The sequence below is a fragment of the Corynebacterium sp. genome, from assembly GCF_012838985.1.
In the GTDB taxonomy this organism is placed as follows: Bacteria; Actinomycetota; Actinomycetes; order Mycobacteriales; family Mycobacteriaceae; genus Corynebacterium.
Window position 1 is genome coordinate 1 of record NZ_DUOE01000105.1, and the last position, 18730, is coordinate 18730.

Here is an 18730-nt window from a genome sequence, read left to right on the forward strand (position 1 = left end):
CGAGATCCACCTGCCGGACCTGCAGCCGGGCTCCTCCATCATGCCGGGCAAGGTCAACCCGGTCCTGTGTGAGACCGCCACCCAGGTCTCCGCCCAGGTCATCGGCAACGACGCCGCCGTCGCCTTCTCCGGTTCCCAGGGCCAGTTCGAGCTCAACGTGTTCATCCCGGTCATGGCACGTAACGTCCTCGAGTCCTCCCGCCTGCTGGCCAACACCGCCCGCGTGTTCGCCGAGAACCTCGTCGACGGCATCGAGCCGAACGTCGAGCGCATGCGCACCCTGGCCGAGTCCTCCCCGTCCATCGTCACCCCGCTGAACTCGGCGATCGGTTACGAGAACGCCGCCAAGGTCGCCAAGACCGCTCTGGCTGAGGGCAAGACCATCCGCCAGACCGTCATCGACATGGGCTTCGTCGACGGTGAGAAGCTCACCGAGGAGGAGCTGGACAAGCGCCTCGACGTCCTCGCGATGGCCAACACCGACCGCGACTAGTCACCGCTGCTTTCCGACGCCCCGTCGGCACTCCCCGAGTGCCGGCGGGGCGTCCCGCGTTGTACGGGGTACATGGATCGGTTGATTTCTCCCCGCCGGGCTACACGATCCACGGGTATCCAACTTAAGGTGGAGAAGAACAGTTCCCCGACTCACCTCTGGACGTGATCTCCCCCGTGAAGACCCTCTACAACCTCGCCCTCACCTGGCTCATCCTCGGCCTGGTCTCGGGTGTGTTCTACCGCGAATGGACCAAGCTCGCCGAGTTCACCGGCGTCACCCAGCTGTCGACGCTGCACACCCACATGCTCGCCCTCGGCCTCATCATGCACCTCGTGCTGCTGGCCCTGGACCGGGGCTTCCGGATCAGCGGGCACAAGCTGTTCACGGCCTCGATCTGGGTGTACAACGCCGGCCTCACCGTGACGGTGCTCCTCATGCTGGTCCGCGGTCTGCTGCAGGTCGACGGCGGCGAACTGCCGATGCCGGACGCCGCGATCTCGGGCATGGCGGGCCTGGGCCACATCATCATGTCGATCGGACTGGGCATGCTGTTCAAGGTGCTGGGCGACCGCGTGAAGCAGGTCTCCGCCGCCGAGCGTCAGAACGCGCCGTCCTCCCCGGCCATGAGCTCCAGCAGGTAGGGCGTCGGGGTGATCTTGAGTTCACGCGCCTCCTGATTGAAGGAGGTCAGCGTGGTGATCTCCCCCTCGTGCCACAGATGCAGCAACGGGGAGACCGAATGCGACCCGTCGACCGCCACCTGCGCGGCGACGGGCGCCAGTCTTCCCAGCCCCTCGAGCAGGTCCTCCCCGGTGGTGACCTCCCGGACGAGGAGGATGTGACGGGTCGGCATGGCGAAGAGCACGCCGCGGGAGAGATCCAGGTCGGGGGCCCAGACGGGCAGGATCTCCGCGAGCAGGATCGGCGCGGACGCCATGTAGTAGCTGCCTGACTCGAAGGAACGGAAGCGGGCGCCGGGGTGGTCCTCGGAGCCGGGGTGGACCTGGGCGTGGACGTCGAGGTCGCGCAGTTCGGTCCACAGGTTGTTGCGCGCCGCCCGGATCAGGGTGTCCAGGTCGTCGTGCCGGCGCAGACGGTCCAGGGGCATGGTCTGGATGGAGCGCTCGGTGTCAAGGACGAGGGTGACCGCCGTGTCCTGTGTGAAGCCGTGGAGCGTGGCGGCGGAGATGATCTCCTCCTCCTCGGGCACGAGGTGGGTCGTGGGGGCGACCCGCAGGCGCAGGCCGGCGTAGAGGTCGGCGGTGCTGAGCGTCTCCGTGTGTTCCGGGTCGAGCACGGAGGAGACGAAGGCGCGGGCCATGGAGCGGGCCGCCTTGGGGTGCTGGGAGGCCGCGACGTCGCCGATGAGGTTCTCCAGGTTGACGGTGACCCGGCCGTGGCGGGGGTGTTCGATGACGGCGTGGCGGCCGTCGTAACGCACGGTGGCGCCCTTTTCAGCGAGGGTGCGGCGCAGTGCGGAGCGGAGTTCGCCCGCCTGCCCCCTGGTGAGTCCGGGGAAGTGCAGGTCAGGTCGGTTCCGGTCGCGCAGGCGACGGAGGCGGCGGAGAATCATTGCCTCTGAGAGTACCTGCATCCGTCGGCCGAAACTTTGCACTTGAGTGCAAACGTGCACCCGGTGTAACATTGCACCTTGTGAATGACACGACTCCCCTGCGTGAACGTAAACGACGGGCGACCCGTCGGCGGATCGAGGACGCGGCGACCGCGCTCGTCGAGAAGCACGGTTTCGACAACGTCACCGTCGAGGACATCTGCCGCGACGCGGAGATCTCCCGCCGCACCTTCTTCAACTACATGGAATCCAAGGACGAGGCCGTCCTCGGTGTCCCCCCGATGATGCTCTCCCCCGAGCGGCAGGAGGAGTTCGTCGCGACGCCCTCCGACAACCTCGTGAAATCCGCCCTCGAGCACATCGCCGCTTCCGTCGACGCCGCCGAGAGCGAGGACCTCGAGGCCGGCGCCGACGCCGGACACCTCGCCACCATCCGCGCCCGGAGGCACCGCATCGTCGCCGCCGAACCCGCGGTGGCGCTCATGTCCGTCAACCGCTTCCGGGAGCAGTCGATCATGGTGCACGGGCTCGTCGCGAAGCACCTCGTGGAGCACCCCGCCGACCGCCGCCTCCCCGACCAACCCCTCCCCGTGGAGGCCGCGATCATCTCGGGACTCATCCGCGAGACCGTGTGGATGCACATGCACCGCCTCACCCACTGCCCCGACGCCCCCACCGAACGGGCCCTCGGCCTGCCGGAGACCGGCGCCATCATCACCCAACTAGCAAAGGAGCTGCCGTGGTGACCACCGCCGAACAGGCACAACCCCAGACCCAGGCCCCCCGCGTCGGGCTCATCTTCGTCGCGCTGCTCACCACCATGCTCATGAGCTCCCTGGGGCAGATGATCTTCTCCACCGCCATGCCGACCATCGTCGGCGAACTCGGTGGCGTCAACCACATGAGCTGGCTCATCTCCGCCTTCATGGTCACCATGACCATCGCCATGCCCATCTTCGGCAAGGTCGGCGACATGGTGGGCCGCAAATGGCTCTACCTCTTCGGCATCGCCGTGTTCGTCATCGGCTCCACCATGGGCGGCTTCGCGCAGTCCATGGAGATGCTCATCCTCGCCCGCGCGATCCAGGGCTTCGGCGCCGGCGGCATGATGGTCACCTCGCAGGCCATCGTCGCCGAGATCGTCTCCGCCCGTGAACGCGGCAAGTTCATGGGCATCATGGGCGCCACCTTCGGACTGAGCTCCGTGCTCGGACCGGTGCTCGGCGGCTGGTTCACCGACGGCCCGGGCTGGCGCTGGGGCCTGTGGATCAACGTCCCCCTCGGCATCCTCGCCTTCACCATCTCCCTGCTCGTCCTGCGTCTCCGCCGTGGCCGCTCGACCGGCGGCTTCGACTGGCTGGGCACCCTGCTCCTGACCGTCACCACCGCCTCCCTGGTCCTGTTCACCACCTGGGGTGGCCTCCAGTACGAGTGGAACGACCCGGTCATCCTCAGCCTCATCGCCACCACGGTCATCGGCGCGGTCCTCTTCGTCCTGGTGGAGCTGCGGGCCGAGAACCCGCTCATCCCCATGGAACTGTTCCGCAACCGCAACATGGTGCTCACCACCGCCGCCGGCACCGTCATGGGCCTGGCCATGATCGGCGCGCTCGGCTACCTGCCGACGTACCTGCAGATGGTGCACACCCTGACCCCCACCAACGCCGGACTCATGATGATCCCGATGATGGTCGGCATGATCGGCACCTCGACGATCTCCGGCTTCTTCATCTCCCGGTACGGCAACTACAAGTGGTACCCCGTCGTCGGCATGGGCGTGATCAGCCTCGCGCTGTTCCTGCTCTCCCGCCTCACCGTGGAGACGACCCTGGTGCAGCTGGGCGGCCTGTTCTTCCTCTTCGGATTCGGACTCGGCCTGGTCATGCAGGTCCTGGTCCTCATCGTGCAGAACTCCTTCCCCATCGCCATGGTCGGCACCGCCACCGCGTCGAACAACTTCTTCCGCCAGATCGGCTCCTCCCTCGGCGCCTCCCTGGTCGGCTCGATGTTCATCCACAACCTGCAGTCGAACCTGGCGGAACGCCTCCCCGGCACCTTCGCGCAGATGGGACCGCAGGGCGCCGCCTACGCCGAGGCCTTCTCCGAGGGCGGCGGTGCAGCGAACTCCCTGACCCCCGCGGCCGTGGTGGACCTGCCCGGCCCGATCCGCGACGTCGTGCTGTCCAGCTACAACGACGGACTGACGCCGGTGTTCCTGCTCATGGTGCCGCTGACGCTCTTCGCCCTGCTGCTGCTCCTGCCCGTCCGCGAGGACAAGCTCAAGGAGACCATCGACTAACCCCCGCCCGACCGACACTCCTTCCGCTCACGCTCCTCCGAGGTGGCGGAGGCGGAACTGGAGATACTGGAGCCGGGGGCCATCGCCCTGGGACGACCCGCCCCCACCGGGGACCGGGTGCTCCGGTCACCCCGGCAGTTCTCCGCGGAGTGCCCCGGGCCGGTCCCCCTCGGGCTGCTGTTCCCCGCCGACTAGGAGAGGCCGACGCCCAGGCGGAACAACTCGCCGATGCGCTCGCCGTCACCGTCGAAGACCGTCATCACGGGGCCGTTGACCGTGGCGCTGCGGGCCGACGGGAACCACTCCCAACCGCAGTACATCTGGGTGGAGATCCACCGGTCGGTCTCGATGATGATGCTGTTGTCCCCCGACTCACGCCAGGTGGTGCCGAAGGTGTTGCATCCGTCGTCGCCGCCGAGGGTGCCGTCGGCATGGACCGTGATGCGCGGCTGCCGCGGCAGGGGCGAACCCCACTCCCCGACCGGACCGGACGGTGCCCCCGGGTTCAACACCGAGGACAGACCCCTCAGATCCGGCAGGGAGGAGGCGGTGGCCACTGGAGCCACGCCCCCGACGGCACCGAGCAGAGCCACGGCGAGGACAGAGGTGACAAGACGACGGGACATGGTGCCTCACTTTCCACGGGGGCTATATATCCCCGACAGTACGCCCCGACCCCCTCCGCGCCAGGGTCTTGACACCGCGTCGCGGCGCCGTTCTGCCGCCCCGTTTTCGGATCTGATGGCGCAGCCGGGAATGCCCTCTTTCGCCCTGACCGCCCGCCCTGCACCCCTCACGCAGAAACACTGACGCCACCCACCCGATGACCGGGTGGGTGGCGTCTGCACAGGAAGTCCGGGGCGACGTGACGACTCCTAGTGGCTGGTCTCCGCCACCTGGCGGGAGAGAGTGCCGATGACATTGCCTGACTCGTCGTGGAAGGTCATGGTGTCACCGTCGACCTTGCCCGACCGGGCCGCGGGGAACCACTCCCAGCCGCAGTAACGCATGGTGGAGATCCACCTGTCGGTCTCGATGATGATGGTGTCGGCCGACCGTACCTTCCAGGTGGTGCCGAAGGAGTTGCAGCCGTCGTCACCTCCGAGCCTGCCGTCTGCGTGGATGTGGATCAGAGGCAGCTTTCCTTCGCCAGTGCCCCACACCCCCACCGGGGAGGGCGTGGGCACCGGCTTCGGCGCAGGTTCCGGGGTGGGCAGTGGCACGGGCTGCGGGGCGCGCTCGGGACGCGGGGTCGGCACCCGCTCTTCCTCGGCTGCAACAGAGGAACCCAGCGGTCCCGGGGCGGCTGTGGCTGAGGGGACACAGGCGGCGGCCAGTGAGCAGGCGATGAGAAGGGAGACCGCTCGGAGACGGAGCATGGGAGGTGTCACTTTCTGCAGGAATCAGTGTCATGCACGAACCTACCGTATGCCGCGGGTCACTTCCCGGGGACACCGGGCGACGATTCACGGGGTCGCCGGCCCGCCTAGTTGTCGGTGGCCTCTCCGGGCTTCGGCAGCAGCTTCTCGTAGATGTCGGTGTCACGCCACTGGCCCGCGAGGTCGCCGTAGGTCATCTTGGCCAGGTGGCGGAAGGTGCCGACCTTCTCGAAGCCCCGGGACATGTGCAGGCGGGCGGAACCGGTGTTCTCCGGGAACACCCACGCGTGGATGCCCCACTTGTGCAGCTCCTGGCAGACCTCGATGAGCTTGTCCAGCAGGGCGCCGGCGACCCCGCGGCCGCGGGCGTCGGGGTGGATGTAGATGGAGTTCTCCACCACGCCGTGGAACACGGTGCGCGAGGAGATGGGGGCAGCCGCGACCCAGCCGAGGAGCTTGTCGGGGTTGTCGTTGTCGACGGCGACGAACACGGTCTCCATGATCTTGGCGTGCGTGAACTGCCCCCAGGTGGGGGCCTTCGTCTCGTAGGTCGCGTGGCCGGACTCTAACCCGGTCTCATAGATGGATCGGACCTGAGGGTAGTCCTCGGGACGGATGGGTCGGAGCGTGAACGTCGCATCTGCCATGCGGAGATTGTCCCCCACGTCCACGAGGGCCCGCAAACGGAACGTGTCCGCGGGCCCCGTGTCCGGCCCCGCCCCCGGAAGAGCTAACGGCCGTCCTCGAGCAGGTCGGTGACCAGTTCGGCGATGGCGGAGCGCTCGGAACGCTGCAGGGTGATGTGGGCGAAGAGCTCGTGGTCCTTGAGCTTCTCGATCACTGCCTGCACACCGTCATGGCGTCCCACCCGCAGGTTGTCGCGCTGGGCGACGTCGTGGGTGAGCACCACCCGGGAACCGCGGCCCAGGCGGGAGAGCACCGTGAGCAGGACGTTGCGTTCGAGCGACTGGGCCTCGTCGACGATGACGAAGGAGTCGTGGAGTGAGCGACCCCGAATGTGGGTGAGCGGCAGCACCTCGATGAGTTCGCGAGCCTGGATCTCCTCCATCACGTTGTCGGAGACGAGCCCGTCGAGGGTGTCGAACACCGCCTGCGCCCACGGGTTCATCTTGTCCGTCTCGGAGCCGGGCAGGTAGCCGAGGTTCTGTCCGCCGACGGCGTAGAGGGGTCGGAAGACGACGATGCGGCGATGCTCGTTGCGTTCGAGCACCGCCTCCAGCCCGGCGCACAGTGCCAGCGCGGACTTGCCGGTGCCGGCTCGGCCGCCGATGGAGATGATGCCCACGTGGTTGTCCAGCAGCAGGTCCAGCGCGATGCGCTGCTCTGCGGAGCGTCCCTGCAGGCCGAAGGCGTTCTGGTCGCCGCGGACGAGGCGGACGGCGCCGTCGGCGGTGAGCCGACCCAGCGCGGACTGGGTGGAGGTGGTCAGTGTGATGCCGCAGTGGACGGGCAGCTCGGCGACGAAGTCCCCGGCGTCGGTCGTGGCGGAGTCGTCGAGGGTGACCTCCCCCTCCCGGTAGAGCCGGTCGACGGTCTCGGCGTCGGTGTGGACCGTGGCCATGCCGGTGTAGCCGGTGAGCACGACGTCCTGGGCGTGGTACTCGTCGGCGTGGAGTCCGACGGCACCGGCCTTGACGCGCAGCGGCACGTCCTTGGTCACCAGCGTCGTGTCATGTCCTTCACGCTGCAGGTTGAGGGCGCAGGCGAGGATGCGGTGGTCGCCCTCGGTGCCGCGGAAGGCATCCGGCAGCTGCGACTGGTCCTGGTGGTTGAGTTCGACGCGCAGGGTGCCGCCGTCGACGTTGACCGGCACCGGCTGGTCGAGCCGTTCGTAGGTGGAGCGCAGATCCTCGAGCATGCGGAGCGCCTGGCGTGCGAACCAGCCCAGTTCGGGGTGGTGCCGCTTGGCCTCCAGCTCGGTGATCACCACCACGGGCAGGACGACCTCGTGCTCGGCGAACTTGCGCAGGGCCCACGGGTCAGACAGCAGCACCGAGGTGTCGATGACGTAGGTGCGGGTGATGACATCCCGGCGCGTGTCCAGCTCGTGCACGGGAATGTGGGTGGTGATCGGCTCGGTCATGGCAGGCTCCCCAGTGCCGTGGCTCCGGGTACCCGGTGCCGCAGCGTCTCCTGTCAGCAGTCCTGGTGGCGCCTCCCGCCGGGCTGGTACCAGCGCGACGGGCGCGGGCCGGGTGGTACTGGATGTCTCTCCCGGTTGCCCCGAATCTATCGCGCTGAGGTGGAAACTACATGGGTGTGAGATTAAATCTCGGTTACTTTTGCTGCTTATCGACGCCGCCGGGGCCGCTGCGGGCGCTGCGGGCGCTGTGCCTTCTTCGTCGTCTTCTTCGCCGCCGCGCGGCGTTCCTGCTTGGCCAGGGTCTTCTCCCGTGCGGTGCGCTTCGGCGCCGCCTGCCGGGAGGTGTTGGCGGTCCGCCCCCGGGTGATGCCGACGAAGTCCTGGATCGCCTCCGAGTCCTTCTCCCGCAGCCACACGAGGGCGATCTCCGTGCCGGGGACGTCCCCGGTGTAGCCGCGGTGCTCGATCTGCCGGCGCGAGAGCACCTTGATGAGGGGGCGCGGCCCGATGAGCACGCCGACGTTGGCGGCCACCACCTGCAGTCCGGCGCGCACCTCCTCGACGTCGACCTCCCCCGAGTCGGGCGTCGACCAGTTGATGATCTCCCCCTCGATGTCCTCGGGCGTGACCGTGTCCAGCAGGGTGAGCTCGTGGTCCTTCGGCACCGCGATGCCCGTGGCCTCCGGGTAGAGGACCACGACGTGGTGCTCCTCCGTGAGTCGTGCGTCGGGCAGGCGGACGAGGGCGAGGTCGGCGCGGTCGTCGAGAAGCTCTCCCAGGGGATCCGCCGAATCGGCGGTGACGAAGCGGTGTGGGGTGCGGTCACGGAAGCGGGCGAACCACTTGTCGGGTTCGGTGCCGGTGACGAAGCTCAGGCGCAGCATGGGGGTAATGCTACCGTTGGGGACGTGAATGAAGAGTCCGCACGTCAGCCGTCCGGCCGAGCGATGAAGCCGCAGACCGCGGCCAAGAAGCTCGGCATCTACCTGCCCGCCACGCCGGAGGAGTTCCAGGCCGGCGCGGTGACCCACGCCGAGCTCAAGCAGCTGGTGGAGAACCCGCCCGAGTGGCTCGCCGAACTGCGCCGCACGGGCCCGCACCCGCGTCCGGTCGTGGCCCAGAAGCTCGGCATCACCATCGCCGCCCTCAAGCGCAACGACATGGACAAGCCGCTGACCACCGCCGAGATCAAGTCGCTGCTGGAGAATCAGCCGGACTGGCTGCGTGCCGCCCGTACCGCACTGGCCGAGGGCCGCGCGGAGGCCGCCGCCCAGGACGCCCCCGAGGAGACGGAGGAGTAATCCTCCGCTTCTCGCCCCCTGACCAGCAGGTCAGGGGGCTTTTCTGTCACCAGGAGTACTCGGCGGTCTCGCCGTCGGAGAACTCCAGGCGAGCGCTGGCCGTCGGCTCGATCGTCAGGTGCACGGTGAGCGACTGGTCGCCGGAGTGCACGCGGTAGGAGATGGCCTCGTTGGCCGTCTCCAGCACCTCGACGCGGGCGTTGACGAGCCAGGCGTGGCGACGTCGGGAAGCAATGAGCCCCTGGTGGAGCTCAAACATCCACTGTCCCAGCGGCGCCAGCCCCTCCGGGGTGGCGGGCAGCGGCGGGCGGACCGGGTCATCCGCCGAGAAGCCCTCCCCCTTGACACCGGTGAAGGCCTGTTCATCGCCGTAGTAGATGCTCGGGATGCCGGGCAGGGTGAACAGCAGCACGGCGGCCAGGGCGGCACCCTCGGGGCCGACGACGCTGGCGATGCGGTCGACGTCGTGGTTGCCCACGAAGGTCTGCATCGGGGCCTGCGCGACGAACTCGTCGTGGCGGGTCAGGGCGTGCTCGAGCTCCCAGAAGTTGACGTCCTTGATGGAGGACCAGACGGCCTTCCACAGTTCGTACTGGGTGACGGTGTCCAGGTGGCCGTCGTGGACGAGCTCGAGGTAGTCGCCGTGGATGATCTCGCCGAGGAAGACAGCGTCCGGATGCTGTTCCCGCACCCGGTCGACGACCTGTGCCCAGAACCAGGCGGGCACGGAGTAGGCGACGTCGAGGCGCCAGCCGGCGATGCCGCGGTCGAGCCAGTGGTTCATGACGTCGACGACGAGTTCCGCGGTGCGGGGGTCCTCGTGGTCGAGCAGGGCGAGGTCGCCGTGGCCCTCCCAGGGTTCCGGTTCACCGTCGGGCAGGCGACGGATGGGGCCGTCGCCGGCGACCATCGGGTGGTGGATGCCGACGTGGTTGAAGACGCCGTCGAGAAGCACCTTGATGCCGCGCTCGTGGCAGGCGGCCATGAGGGCGTCGAAGTCGGTGTCATCGCCGAGGCGCGGGTCGATGCGGTAGTGGTCGAGCGTGTCGTAGCCGTGGGTGGTCGACGCGAAGATCGGGGCGAGCAGCAGGCCGTTCGCGCCGAGGTCGATGAGGTAGTCGAGCCACGGGATGAGGTCGGTGAGGCGGTGCCCCTCGTCCTCGGCCGTCCAGTCGCGGATGCGGGCACCGGTGGCGCCGAGGGGGTAGACGTGCCAGAAGATGGCGTGGTCGAGCACGGGAAACTCCTATTGAGTGGAAGTCAGTAACTACTATTGACCTTAACTCAACAACGGGTAGGGTTGTCAACCGTGAGCACCAGAAGACGACTGTCCACCGGAGAACGCCGCGCCGCCATCCTCGCCGCCGCGCGCGAACACTTCTCCACCACCCACTACCCCGACGCCTCCGTCCCCACCATCGCCGCCGCCTCCGGCAGCTCGCAGTCCCTGGTGTTCCACTACTTCGGCTCCAAGGCGGGCCTCTACGCCGCCCTCGTGGAGGACTCACTGCGTTCGCTTGTCGACGCCCCCCTCCCCCAGGCCGACTCCACCCGCGACCGGGTCTCCCTGCTGCTGCAGGGCTACCTCGATGCCCTCGCCGCCGACCACACCCTGGTCGCCGGCATCGGCGAACCCGAGGCCGCCGTCACCCACCGCCGGGTCGCCGCCTCCGCGCTGGTGGAGAAGCTGCGGGAGATCATCGGGGTCGGCGACTTCCCCCGCCACATCTGGGCGTTGTGGGGCTGGGTCGGCTTCCTCGAGGCCGCCGGCCGGCACTGGGTCGACGACGGCTGCCCTGCAGATCAGCGCTGGCCGCTCATCGAGGCGGCCCTCGGCGCGCTGGAGGGCGCACTCGGCGACTGGCGCGTGTAACCAAGTCATACCGGCAGAGGCTTCCCGACACCTGCCGGAACCACCCTCACGGCATGTTCCGGTTGCTCAGCGTGTCCGCAGCAGGGCGTTGACCTCCGCCGGACGCAGGGGTGTCTCCTCCTGCACGGCCGGCACCCTGTCACCGGACGGCCCGACCCAGCCGACCACCTCGGTCCACCCGTGCAGCGCAGAACCGGCCCACACGGGCAAGGTCAGCAGCTCCTCCACGGAGATGGGGCGACGGGCCGTGTCCGTGAGTGCCTCCCAGGTGGCCCACGCGGTCACCGACCGCAGCTGGCCCGGATGCTCCGGGAAGAACAGCTCCCCGTCCTCCCACCACGCCACCGCGCAGTTCGCCCCCTCCGGGACGAGCCGGTCGGGGGTCCACAACAGGGCGTCATGGGCACCGTACTCCTGCGCCCGCTCCCGCAGCTCCCCGAGAACCCCCAGGTCAGGCCCCTTGACCCGCGGTGCCCGGCGGGGATCCGGGGTCGGCGGGATCCACAGCACGGTCTCCGTGCGCAGGGGCGGGGCCGGGCGCAGCCGCAGGTACAGCACATCCCCGTGCTTCTCGACGCGCGGGAACCACAGCCCCTCACACGGCAGCGCACCCCGGACCGCATGCATGAACCCGGGGTGGCCGAAACGTTCCCCGTGCAGATGCCAGTGGCTGACGTGTCCGTCGCGCACCAGCCAGGAGTCCACCACGTCCGGGGCCGTGCCCGGTTCCGCGCACTCCACCAACGCTGAACCGTCCCAGCGGTACAGGGTCACTGCGGGAAATCCTGTCCCACCAGTCGCAGCAGGGGCGCGGACTTGGTGATCGTCTCCTCGTACTCCCCCACCGGGTCAGAGAGAGCGATGACGGCCCCACCCACGCCGTAGCTGATGCCCGAGCCGTCGGAGACGATCGTGCGGATGACCATCGACAGGTCCATCGCCCCGTCGAGCGAGAAGTAGCCGATGCCACCGGAGTAGATGCCGCGCGAGCCCTGCTCGAGGCGGTCGATGATCTCCATGGTGCGGATCTTCGGGGCACCCGTCATGGAGCCGCCGGGGAACGTCGCCCGCACCGCGTCTACGGCGGTCTTCCCCGCGGCCAGGCGGCACGACACCGTGGAGACGAGCTGGTGGACGGTGGCGTAGGATTCGACGTCGAAAAGTGGTTCGGCGCGGACGGTCCCCGGTTCGGCGACGCGGGTGAGGTCGTTGCGCACGAGGTCGACGATCATGAGGTTCTCGGCGCGGTCCTTGGGGTTGACCGCCAGGTCGGAGCGCAGGCGGGCGTCCTCACGCGGGTCGGCGCTACGCGGGCGGGTGCCCTTGATGGGACGCGACTCCACGACACCGTCCTTGACCTGCAGGAACCTCTCCGGCGTCGAGGACAGCACGTCCACCCCGCCGATGCGCAGCAGCGACCCGAAGGGGGTCGGGTTCGCCGCGCGCAGCGCCCGGTACGCGGGCCACGTCTCCAGGGCGCCGTCGGCACGCAGTTCGTTGGTCAGGCACACCTCGTAGGTCTCGCCCTGGCGGATCTCCTCGAGGCAGGTGTCCACGAGGTCGAGGTACTCCCCGCGGGAGTGCCGCGCACTCAGCTTCCCGACGTCCCCGTGCTCCCCCGCCGCCACCACCTCCAGGCCGGCGAGCCGCTCGGCAGTGTCCGCGCACCACGCGCGCTGCGCACGGTCGTGCTCCGAACCGATGAGCGCGATGACGTGCGTGCGGCGCAGGGCGTGGTCGATGACGATCGCCCGGTCGGCGAAGATCATGCCCAGGTCCGGGTACGGCGAGGTCCGGGCGGACGAGCCCCCGCACTCCGCCTTGAGTTCGTAGCCGAGCCACCCGACCCAGCCCAGGCGGAAATCGAAGTCCACCTCACCGGCGTCGATGGTGTTGGCGGCCAGGTCCTCCGCGAGCTCGGGGAGCAGCGAACCCACCCGTCCCGTCCAGACGCGGGCCAGCGGCCCGGAGTCGTCGCCCAGGTAGGAGAAGCGGCCGGTGCCGTGGTCGGGTGTGGTCGAGTCGAGCCAGAAGGAGTTCTCCGACCCCGCGAACAGGGACCCGTACACCGCTTCACCGTCGGCCTCGTGATCCACGGTGACGGTGTGCAGCCGCCACCGTGAGCGGGAACGGCGGTTACGTTCTGCGGCCATCTCCAGGAAATTCGCCACCAGGGTGTGACCGTCGAAACCGCCGATCGACTCGGGGTGGAACTGCACGCCCCACTGCGGAAGGCGGCGGTGCTCCAGCGCCATGACCAGCCCGTCCTCGGTCCGGGCGGTGACCTGGAGAACATCGGGGACCTCGGTGACGAGGAGGGAGTGGTACCGGACGACGTCGATGAGCGGGGGCAGCGAGGCGAAGAGACCGGAACCGTCGTGCCGCACCGGGAACACCCGGCCGTGCACGGGTTCCGGCGCGAGGTCGACGACCCCGCCCCACGCATGGGCGAGCGCCTGATGGCCCAGGCAGACCCCCAGAATCGGGACACGCCCGTCGCGCAGGACATCGAGGCAGAAGCCGATGTCCTTCTCACGCTCCGGGCGGCCGGGCCCTGGGGAGATGATGACGGCGTCGTACGAGGCGACGCGGTCGACATCCCACCCGGGTTCGTGGTTGGTGATCACCTCAGGGGCGACACCGGTGACGTCCTCGACGTAGGCGACCAGATTCCAGGTGAAGGAATCGAGGTTGTCTATGACGAGGACACGCACGGGGAGGCGGGAAGACCTAGTTGATCTTCCACTCCTCCAGACCCTCGTACAGCGGGTACTGGTCGGTCAGCTTCGCGACGCGGGCACGCAGCGCCTCAACGTCGGCGTTCTTGCCGTTGACCAGGGCGGTACCGATGATGTCGGCGACCTCGGTGAAGGCGGCGGCGTCGAAACCACGGGTGGCCAGGGCCGGGGTACCGATGCGCAGGCCGGAGGTGACCATCGGCGGGCGCGGGTCGTTCGGGACGGCGTTGCGGTTGACGGTGATGCCGACCTCGTGGAGGAGGTCCTCGGCCTGCTGGCCGTCCATCTCGGAGTTGCGCAGGTCAGCCAGGACCAGGTGCACGTCGGTGCCACCGGTCAGGACGTCGACGCCGGCGGCCTTCGCGTCCGCGGCGGTGAGTCGCTCAGCCAGGATCTTGGCACCCTCAATGGTGCGGGCCTGACGGTCCTTGAACTCGTCGGTGCCGGCGACCTTGAGGGCCACGGCCTTGGCGGCGATGGCGTGCATCAGCGGGCCACCCTGCTGGCCCGGGAAGACCGCGGAGTTGAGCTTCTTGGCCCACTCCTGCTTCGCGACGATCAGGCCGGAACGCGGGCCACCCAGGGTCTTGTGGACGGTGGTGGAGACCACGTCGGAGTGCGGGACCGGGGACGGGTGCAGGTCAGCGGCGACGAGGCCGGCGAAGTGCGCCATGTCGGTCCACAGGTAGGCGCCGACCTCGTCGGCGATGGAGCGGAACGCCTCGAAGTCGAGGGTGCGCGGGTAGGCGGACCAGCCGGCGATGAGGACCTTCGGACGCTCGGCCAGGGCCTGCTCGCGGACACGGTCCATGTCGATGCGGTTGGTCTCGGAGTCGACCTCGTAGGCGACGACGTCGTAGAGCTTGCCGGAGAAGTTGAGCTTCATGCCGTGGGTCAGGTGACCACCGTGAGCCAGGGACAGACCCATGATCTTGTCACCGGCGTCAGCCAGCGCGTGCAGGACGGCGGCGTTGGCCTGGGCACCGGAGTGCGGCTGGACGTTGGCGAACTCGGCGCCGAACAGGGCCTTGGCACGGTCGCGTGCCAGGTCCTCGACGATGTCGGCGTTCTCGCAGCCACCGTAGTAACGGCGGCCCGGGTAGCCCTCGGCGTACTTGTTGGTGAAGACCGAACCCTGTGCCTGCAGAACGGCACGGGGGACGAAGTTCTCGGATGCGATCATCTCGAGGAAGTCACGCTGACGGGCGATCTCGCCGCCGATGGCGGCGTGGACCTCCGGGTCGAGGACGGACAGTTCCTGGTAACGGAGATCAGAAGACTCAGCGGTCATGGGCGTTACGGCCAGCCTTTCTAGGGGTACACGGCATTCGGTGGACAGCATACCGCCCACGAGGTGCCTCATACCCCCGAACCCCGGGTGAGTGAGACACAGGTGACAGGGCAAGTGACACAATGGGTTCCATGTCTCGGCCCAAGGACACCACCCCCTACGTGGATTTCGACCGCTCTTCCTGGCGCGCCCTGCGTAAATCGATGCCCCAGGTCCTCACGGAGGAGGAGGTCGAGCAGCTCCGCGGAATCGGCGAATCGATCGACCTCGTGGAGGTCGCCGAGGTCTATCTCCCCCTCTCCCGTCTCATCCACCTGCAGGTCTCCGCGCGGCAGAAACTCATCGCCGCGACAGAGACCTTCCTGGGTGCCTCGTCGGGGCACGTGCCCTTCGTCATCGGCGTCGCCGGCTCCGTGGCCGTGGGCAAGTCCACCACGGCCCGTCTGCTGCAGGTGCTGCTCCAGCGCTGGGACTCCCACCCCCGCGTGGACCTGGTCACCACCGACGGTTTCCTCTACCCCGCCGCCGAGCTCCACGCGCGCGGGCTGATGGGGCGGAAGGGTTTCCCGGAGTCCTACGACCAGCGGGCGCTGCTGCGCTTCGTCACCGACGTGAAGTCGGGCCGCCCCTCCGTCGACGCGCCCGTCTACTCCCACAAGCTCTACGACCGGGTCCCCGACGAGGTGCTCACGGTCACGCAGCCGGACATCCTCATCGTCGAGGGACTCAACGTGCTGCAGACCGGCCCGACGCTCATGGTCTCTGACCTGTTCGACTTCTCCGTGTACGTCGATGCGCGCACCGAGGACATCGAGAAGTGGTACATCGACCGCTTCCTCGAGCTGCGTTCCACCGCGTTCCGGGAGCCCGGCGCGCACTTCCGCCACTACGCCGACTACGGCGACGCGAAGGCACGGGCCGAGGCCCGGGAGATCTGGCAGTCGATCAACCTGCCCAACCTGGTGGAGAACATCCTGCCCACGCGCGTGCGGGCCTCCCTGGTGCTGCGCAAGGGCGCGGACCACCTGGTCGAGCGTGTCCGGATGCGCAAGATCTAGGCCTGCTCCCCCACCCAGGCCACCACGGCGTCCAGCTCCTGCAGGTCGACGAGGTCGGTGTCGCGGTCGTGGGAGTCGATCATCGCCCGGTCGTTGGGGCTACGGTCAGCCTCCCTCTTGGCCCGGAGGGCCTTGATGATGCCCCACATGATCATCCGGTGCTTCCGCGACATCGTCGAGTAGCTCAGGCGGCCGGGCAGGTAGAACCGTGCGACCCCCGCGGGCACCATGCCCTTGAGCTGGTCCTTGGCACGGGCGACGTCGAGAAGCGTCATGCCCACCGCGCACACCGCGACGGGGCGTTCCCCGAGGTCCCGCTTCGCGACGAACGACGCCGCCGGCACCATCGGCCCGTGCACGTAGGACAGGACGATGAGGGGGCCGGAGGATGCGGGGAGGGACGCGGCGTCGGCGAGCGGCGTGGCGGTGACGCCGAGACGCTCGGCGAGGGCGTGCGCGTACTGCGCGGTGGAGCCGTAGTCGGATTCGTACAGGACGGTGGCTGGGGCGGGCATGGGGAGGATCCTACTTTCCGAAGCGGCGGCTGCGCTGGGAGTAGTCGCGCAGCGCACGGAGGAAATCGACGCGGCGGAAGGCCGGCCAGTACGTGTCCGTGAACCAGATCTCGGAGTACGCGGCCTGCCACAGCAGGAAACCGGACAGCCGCTGCTCCCCCGAGGTGCGGATGACCAGGTCCGGGTCCGGCTGCCCCGAGGTGTAGAGGTGGCGGGACAGCGACTCGACGGTCACCTTCGCCGACATCTCCGCCGCCGGGGTGCCTGCCGCCGATTCCTCGTCGATGAGGTCCCGCACCGCGTCGACGATCTCCTGCCGCCCGCCGTAGCCGACGGCGATGTTGACGGTGATGCCCTCGTTGCCGCAGGTCCGCTCCGCCGCCGCCCGCCACCGCCCGGCGACCTCCGGCGGCAGCAGGTCCAGGTGTCCGACCAGCCGCACGCAGCACGTGTGGTCGCCGCCGGAGAGCTCCTCGACGACATCACCGATGATGTCGAAGAGCAGCTGCAGCTCACGCGCCTCCCGCCCCAGGTTCTCCGTGGACAGCAGGTACACGGTGACGACCTCGACCTCGGTCTCCTCGCACCACCGGACGACCTCGCCGATCTTCCGCGCGCCCGCCCGGTGCCCGTGGCTGATGTCGGCATGCCCCGCCTCACGGGCCCAGCGGCGGTTGCCGTCGGCCATGATCGCGATGTGCTTGGGCTGCCGCGCGCCCCTGAGCTCGCGGACGAGCCGGGCCTCGTAGAGCGGATAGAGCAGGCGGGACAGTTTCACGGCTCTCAGTCTAGTGCCTGGCCCGCGCGTCGGGTCCGCACGGCGGCTGCCAGTTCGCTGAGCAGATCCGCGGTGGTGCCGATGTCCATGCAGGCGTCGGTCACCGACTGCCCGTAGACGAGTCCCTCACCGCCGTTGCTGCACAGCTTCGCCGGGTCCAGGTCCTGGGCGCCGGCCACGAGGAAGGACTCCATCATCACGCCGGCGATGGCGTGGTTGCCGTCGGCGATCTGCTTCGCGACGTCCCGCGCCACCTCCGCCTGCCGGACATGGTCCTTGCCGGAGTTGGCGTGCGACACGTCGATCATGAGACGCGGGGTGTCGGTGCGCTCCGAGAGCTTCCCGACGATCTCCTTCACCGACTCCACGTCCGCGTTCGGGCCGGACGTGCCGCCCCGCAGGATGACGTGGCAGTTCTCGTTGCCGGCGGTCTCCACGACGGCGGGACGACCGCCGTCAGAGGTGCCGAAGAAGAAGTGCGGCTGCGAGGCCGCCGACACCGCGTCCATGGCGACCTGCAGGTTGCCGTCGGTGCCGTTCTTGAAGCCGATGGGCATGCTCATCCCCGACGCCAGCTGGCGGTGGACCTGGGACTCCGTCGTGCGGGCCCCGATGGCTCCCCAGGCGACGAGGTCGGCCCAGTACTGCGGGGAGTTCGGCTCGAGGAACTCCGCGGCCGTCGGCAGGTCGAGGTTGACCACCTCACGCAGCACCTCACGCGCCAGCTGGAGGCCGTGGTCGATGTCGTAGGAACCGTCGAGGTGCGGGTCGTTGATGAGCCCCTTCCATCCGACCGTCGTACGCGGCTTCTCGAAGTACACGCGCATGACGACCTTCAGGTCCTCCGACAGGGCGGCGGCCATCGGCGCCAGTCGACGGGCGTAATCGATCGCGGCCTCCGGATCGTGGATGGAACACGGGCCGACGACCACGACGAGGCGGTCGTCCTCGCCGCGGAAGACGTCGGCGATCTCCTGCCTGTCCCTCTCCACCCTCTGCTCCTGTTCGGGTGTCAACGGCGCGCGTGCCTGCACCTCCTCCGGGCTGGGCAGATCGTGGAAGGCGACGACGCGACGGTTGGAGGTGGACGGGTAACGGACTGCGGTGGTCATCAGGGGGCCTTTCATGGGGTGGGAAACGAAAAAGCAGCCCCTCGACCCGATTTCTCGGGGAGGCGCTGCTTGGGCTCCGGGGTGTTCGTCGTCTGGTGCCTTCAACGGGCACGCGGAACGGCGAGGCGTTCGTGACTGCTACTGCAGACCCGGAGCCCCACCAAAATAAAATCGCTGGACGAACATGCCACGCAGTGTAGCACAGTTGTTTCG

The 18730-nt window shown here is 68.7% G+C and carries 21 protein-coding genes; 8 read left to right on the plus strand and 13 right to left on the minus strand.

Features of this window, described 5'->3' with window-relative positions:
- Positions 1–493 (plus strand): lyase family protein (locus GXZ33_RS05985; protein ID WP_291339946.1); only part of this gene is annotated, 493 nt, incomplete at its 5' end.
- Between the two features lie 164 nt (positions 494–657).
- Positions 658–1137 carry a DUF2871 domain-containing protein gene (locus tag GXZ33_RS05990; RefSeq protein ID WP_291339947.1) on the plus strand — a complete coding sequence of 160 codons (480 nt, stop codon included), beginning with the start codon at positions 658–660 and terminating at the stop codon, positions 1135–1137.
- Here the strand turns inward: GXZ33_RS05990 and GXZ33_RS05995 are convergent.
- On the minus strand, positions 1095–2069 hold the full coding sequence (locus GXZ33_RS05995; RefSeq protein WP_291339948.1) for a hypothetical protein: 975 nt from the start codon (positions 2067–2069) through the stop codon (positions 1095–1097). The two genes, GXZ33_RS05990 and GXZ33_RS05995, sit on opposite strands and share 43 nt — an antisense overlap.
- Before the next feature lie 80 nt (positions 2070–2149).
- Here GXZ33_RS05995 and GXZ33_RS06000 point away from each other — a divergent pair, with 80 nt between their 5' ends.
- Genes GXZ33_RS06000 through GXZ33_RS06010 form a run of 3 tightly spaced genes read left to right on the plus strand, consistent with a single transcriptional unit; the run spans position 2150 to position 4563 of the window.
- Positions 2150–2815: a TetR family transcriptional regulator gene (locus GXZ33_RS06000; RefSeq protein WP_291339949.1), complete on the plus strand. Its 666-nt coding sequence runs from the start codon at positions 2150–2152 to the stop codon at positions 2813–2815.
- Positions 2809–4368 carry an MDR family MFS transporter gene (locus GXZ33_RS06005; protein WP_291339950.1) on the plus strand — a complete coding sequence of 520 codons (1560 nt, stop codon included), beginning with the start codon at positions 2809–2811 and terminating at the stop codon, positions 4366–4368. The genes GXZ33_RS06000 and GXZ33_RS06005 overlap by 7 nt, the downstream gene beginning before the upstream one ends.
- 42 nt (positions 4369–4410) lie before the next feature.
- Positions 4411–4563, plus strand: a complete 153-nt coding sequence (locus GXZ33_RS06010) for a hypothetical protein (RefSeq protein WP_291339951.1) — start codon at positions 4411–4413, stop codon at positions 4561–4563.
- Here GXZ33_RS06010 and GXZ33_RS06015 read toward each other — a convergent pair.
- The 5 genes from GXZ33_RS06015 to GXZ33_RS06035 all read right to left on the minus strand — a co-directional run bounded on the left by GXZ33_RS06015 (position 4560) and on the right by GXZ33_RS06035 (position 8735).
- A complete protein-coding gene (locus tag GXZ33_RS06015; protein ID WP_291339952.1) occupies positions 4560–4994 on the minus strand; it encodes an META domain-containing protein in 435 nt (144 codons plus the stop codon). The two genes, GXZ33_RS06010 and GXZ33_RS06015, sit on opposite strands and share 4 nt — an antisense overlap.
- A 249-nt stretch (positions 4995–5243) precedes the next feature.
- On the minus strand, positions 5244–5747 hold the full coding sequence (locus tag GXZ33_RS06020) for an META domain-containing protein (RefSeq protein ID WP_291339953.1): 504 nt from the start codon (positions 5745–5747) through the stop codon (positions 5244–5246).
- Positions 5748–5854: 107 nt separating this feature from the next.
- Positions 5855–6394, minus strand: a complete 540-nt coding sequence (locus GXZ33_RS06025; RefSeq protein ID WP_291339954.1) for a GNAT family N-acetyltransferase — start codon at positions 6392–6394, stop codon at positions 5855–5857.
- A gap of 83 nt (positions 6395–6477) precedes the next feature.
- Positions 6478–7851 (minus strand): PhoH family protein, encoded by a 1374-nt coding sequence (locus GXZ33_RS06030; RefSeq protein ID WP_291339955.1) that lies wholly within the window; start codon positions 7849–7851, stop codon positions 6478–6480.
- A 206-nt stretch (positions 7852–8057) separates the two neighbouring features.
- On the minus strand, positions 8058–8735 hold the full coding sequence (locus GXZ33_RS06035; RefSeq protein ID WP_291339956.1) for a LysR family transcriptional regulator substrate-binding protein: 678 nt from the start codon (positions 8733–8735) through the stop codon (positions 8058–8060).
- Positions 8736–8798: 63 nt separating this feature from the next.
- Here GXZ33_RS06035 and GXZ33_RS06040 point away from each other — a divergent pair, with 63 nt between their 5' ends.
- Positions 8799–9152, plus strand: a complete 354-nt coding sequence (locus GXZ33_RS06040) for a DUF5997 family protein (protein WP_291339985.1) — start codon at positions 8799–8801, stop codon at positions 9150–9152.
- A gap of 46 nt (positions 9153–9198) precedes the next feature.
- On the opposite strand, the gene GXZ33_RS06045 is transcribed toward GXZ33_RS06040, so the two are convergent.
- Positions 9199–10389 (minus strand): alpha-amylase family protein, encoded by a 1191-nt coding sequence (locus tag GXZ33_RS06045; RefSeq protein WP_291339957.1) that lies wholly within the window; start codon positions 10387–10389, stop codon positions 9199–9201.
- Between the two features lie 72 nt (positions 10390–10461).
- Between GXZ33_RS06045 and GXZ33_RS06050 the strand changes: the two genes are divergently transcribed.
- Positions 10462–11025, plus strand: coding sequence for a TetR/AcrR family transcriptional regulator (locus GXZ33_RS06050; RefSeq protein WP_291339958.1), 564 nt, complete (start codon positions 10462–10464; stop codon positions 11023–11025).
- 66 nt (positions 11026–11091) lie between these two features.
- On the opposite strand, the gene GXZ33_RS06055 is transcribed toward GXZ33_RS06050, so the two are convergent.
- The 3 genes from GXZ33_RS06055 to glyA are packed head-to-tail and all read right to left on the minus strand — an operon-like array spanning position 11092 to position 15054.
- A complete protein-coding gene (locus GXZ33_RS06055) occupies positions 11092–11799 on the minus strand; it encodes an aminotransferase class IV (protein WP_291339959.1) in 708 nt (235 codons plus the stop codon).
- The gene (pabB, locus tag GXZ33_RS06060) at positions 11796–13739 is read right to left on the minus strand and encodes an aminodeoxychorismate synthase component I (protein ID WP_291339960.1); all 1944 of its coding nucleotides are present in this window, start codon (positions 13737–13739) and stop codon (positions 11796–11798) included. Before pabB ends, GXZ33_RS06055 begins: the two co-directional genes overlap by 4 nt.
- 16 nt (positions 13740–13755) lie before the next feature.
- On the minus strand, positions 13756–15054 hold the full coding sequence (glyA, locus tag GXZ33_RS06065; RefSeq protein WP_291339961.1) for a serine hydroxymethyltransferase: 1299 nt from the start codon (positions 15052–15054) through the stop codon (positions 13756–13758).
- Positions 15055–15185: 131 nt separating this feature from the next.
- On the opposite strand from glyA, the gene coaA reads away from it, so the two are divergent.
- Positions 15186–16112: a type I pantothenate kinase gene (gene coaA / locus GXZ33_RS06070; protein ID WP_291339962.1), complete on the plus strand. Its 927-nt coding sequence runs from the start codon at positions 15186–15188 to the stop codon at positions 16110–16112.
- On the opposite strand, the gene GXZ33_RS06075 is transcribed toward coaA, so the two are convergent.
- The 3 genes from GXZ33_RS06075 to GXZ33_RS06085 are packed head-to-tail and all read right to left on the minus strand — an operon-like array spanning position 16109 to position 18517.
- A complete protein-coding gene (locus tag GXZ33_RS06075) occupies positions 16109–16627 on the minus strand; it encodes a flavodoxin domain-containing protein (protein ID WP_291339963.1) in 519 nt (172 codons plus the stop codon). The genes coaA and GXZ33_RS06075 overlap by 4 nt on opposite strands.
- A gap of 10 nt (positions 16628–16637) precedes the next feature.
- The gene (locus tag GXZ33_RS06080; RefSeq protein ID WP_291339964.1) at positions 16638–17405 is read right to left on the minus strand and encodes an isoprenyl transferase; all 768 of its coding nucleotides are present in this window, start codon (positions 17403–17405) and stop codon (positions 16638–16640) included.
- Between the two features lie 5 nt (positions 17406–17410).
- The gene (locus tag GXZ33_RS06085) at positions 17411–18517 is read right to left on the minus strand and encodes a 3-deoxy-7-phosphoheptulonate synthase (protein ID WP_291339965.1); all 1107 of its coding nucleotides are present in this window, start codon (positions 18515–18517) and stop codon (positions 17411–17413) included.
- Positions 18518–18730: the final 213 nt, after the last annotated feature.

Bases quoted from the DNA above. Each gene is read 5' to 3' on its own strand.
- GXZ33_RS06035 (WP_291339956.1), bottom strand. From the start codon at position 8,735: ATGCTGCGCCTGAGCTTCGTCACCGGCACCGAACCCGACAAGTGGTTC.
- GXZ33_RS05995 (WP_291339948.1), bottom strand. From the start codon at position 2,069: ATGATTCTCCGCCGCCTCCGTCGCCTGCGCGACCGGAACCGACCTGAC.
- GXZ33_RS06085 (WP_291339965.1), bottom strand. From the start codon at position 18,517: ATGACCACCGCAGTCCGTTACCCGTCCACCTCCAACCGTCGCGTCGTC.
- glyA (WP_291339961.1), bottom strand. From the start codon at position 15,054: ATGACCGCTGAGTCTTCTGATCTCCGTTACCAGGAACTGTCCGTCCTC.
- GXZ33_RS06040 (WP_291339985.1), top strand. From the start codon at position 8,799: ATGAAGCCGCAGACCGCGGCCAAGAAGCTCGGCATCTACCTGCCCGCC.
- GXZ33_RS06020 (WP_291339953.1), bottom strand. From the start codon at position 5,747: ATGCTCCGTCTCCGAGCGGTCTCCCTTCTCATCGCCTGCTCACTGGCC.
- GXZ33_RS06030 (WP_291339955.1), bottom strand. From the start codon at position 7,851: ATGACCGAGCCGATCACCACCCACATTCCCGTGCACGAGCTGGACACG.
- GXZ33_RS06025 (WP_291339954.1), bottom strand. From the start codon at position 6,394: ATGGCAGATGCGACGTTCACGCTCCGACCCATCCGTCCCGAGGACTAC.
- coaA (WP_291339962.1), top strand. From the start codon at position 15,186: ATGTCTCGGCCCAAGGACACCACCCCCTACGTGGATTTCGACCGCTCT.
- GXZ33_RS06075 (WP_291339963.1), bottom strand. From the start codon at position 16,627: ATGCCCGCCCCAGCCACCGTCCTGTACGAATCCGACTACGGCTCCACC.
- GXZ33_RS06015 (WP_291339952.1), bottom strand. From the start codon at position 4,994: ATGTCCCGTCGTCTTGTCACCTCTGTCCTCGCCGTGGCTCTGCTCGGT.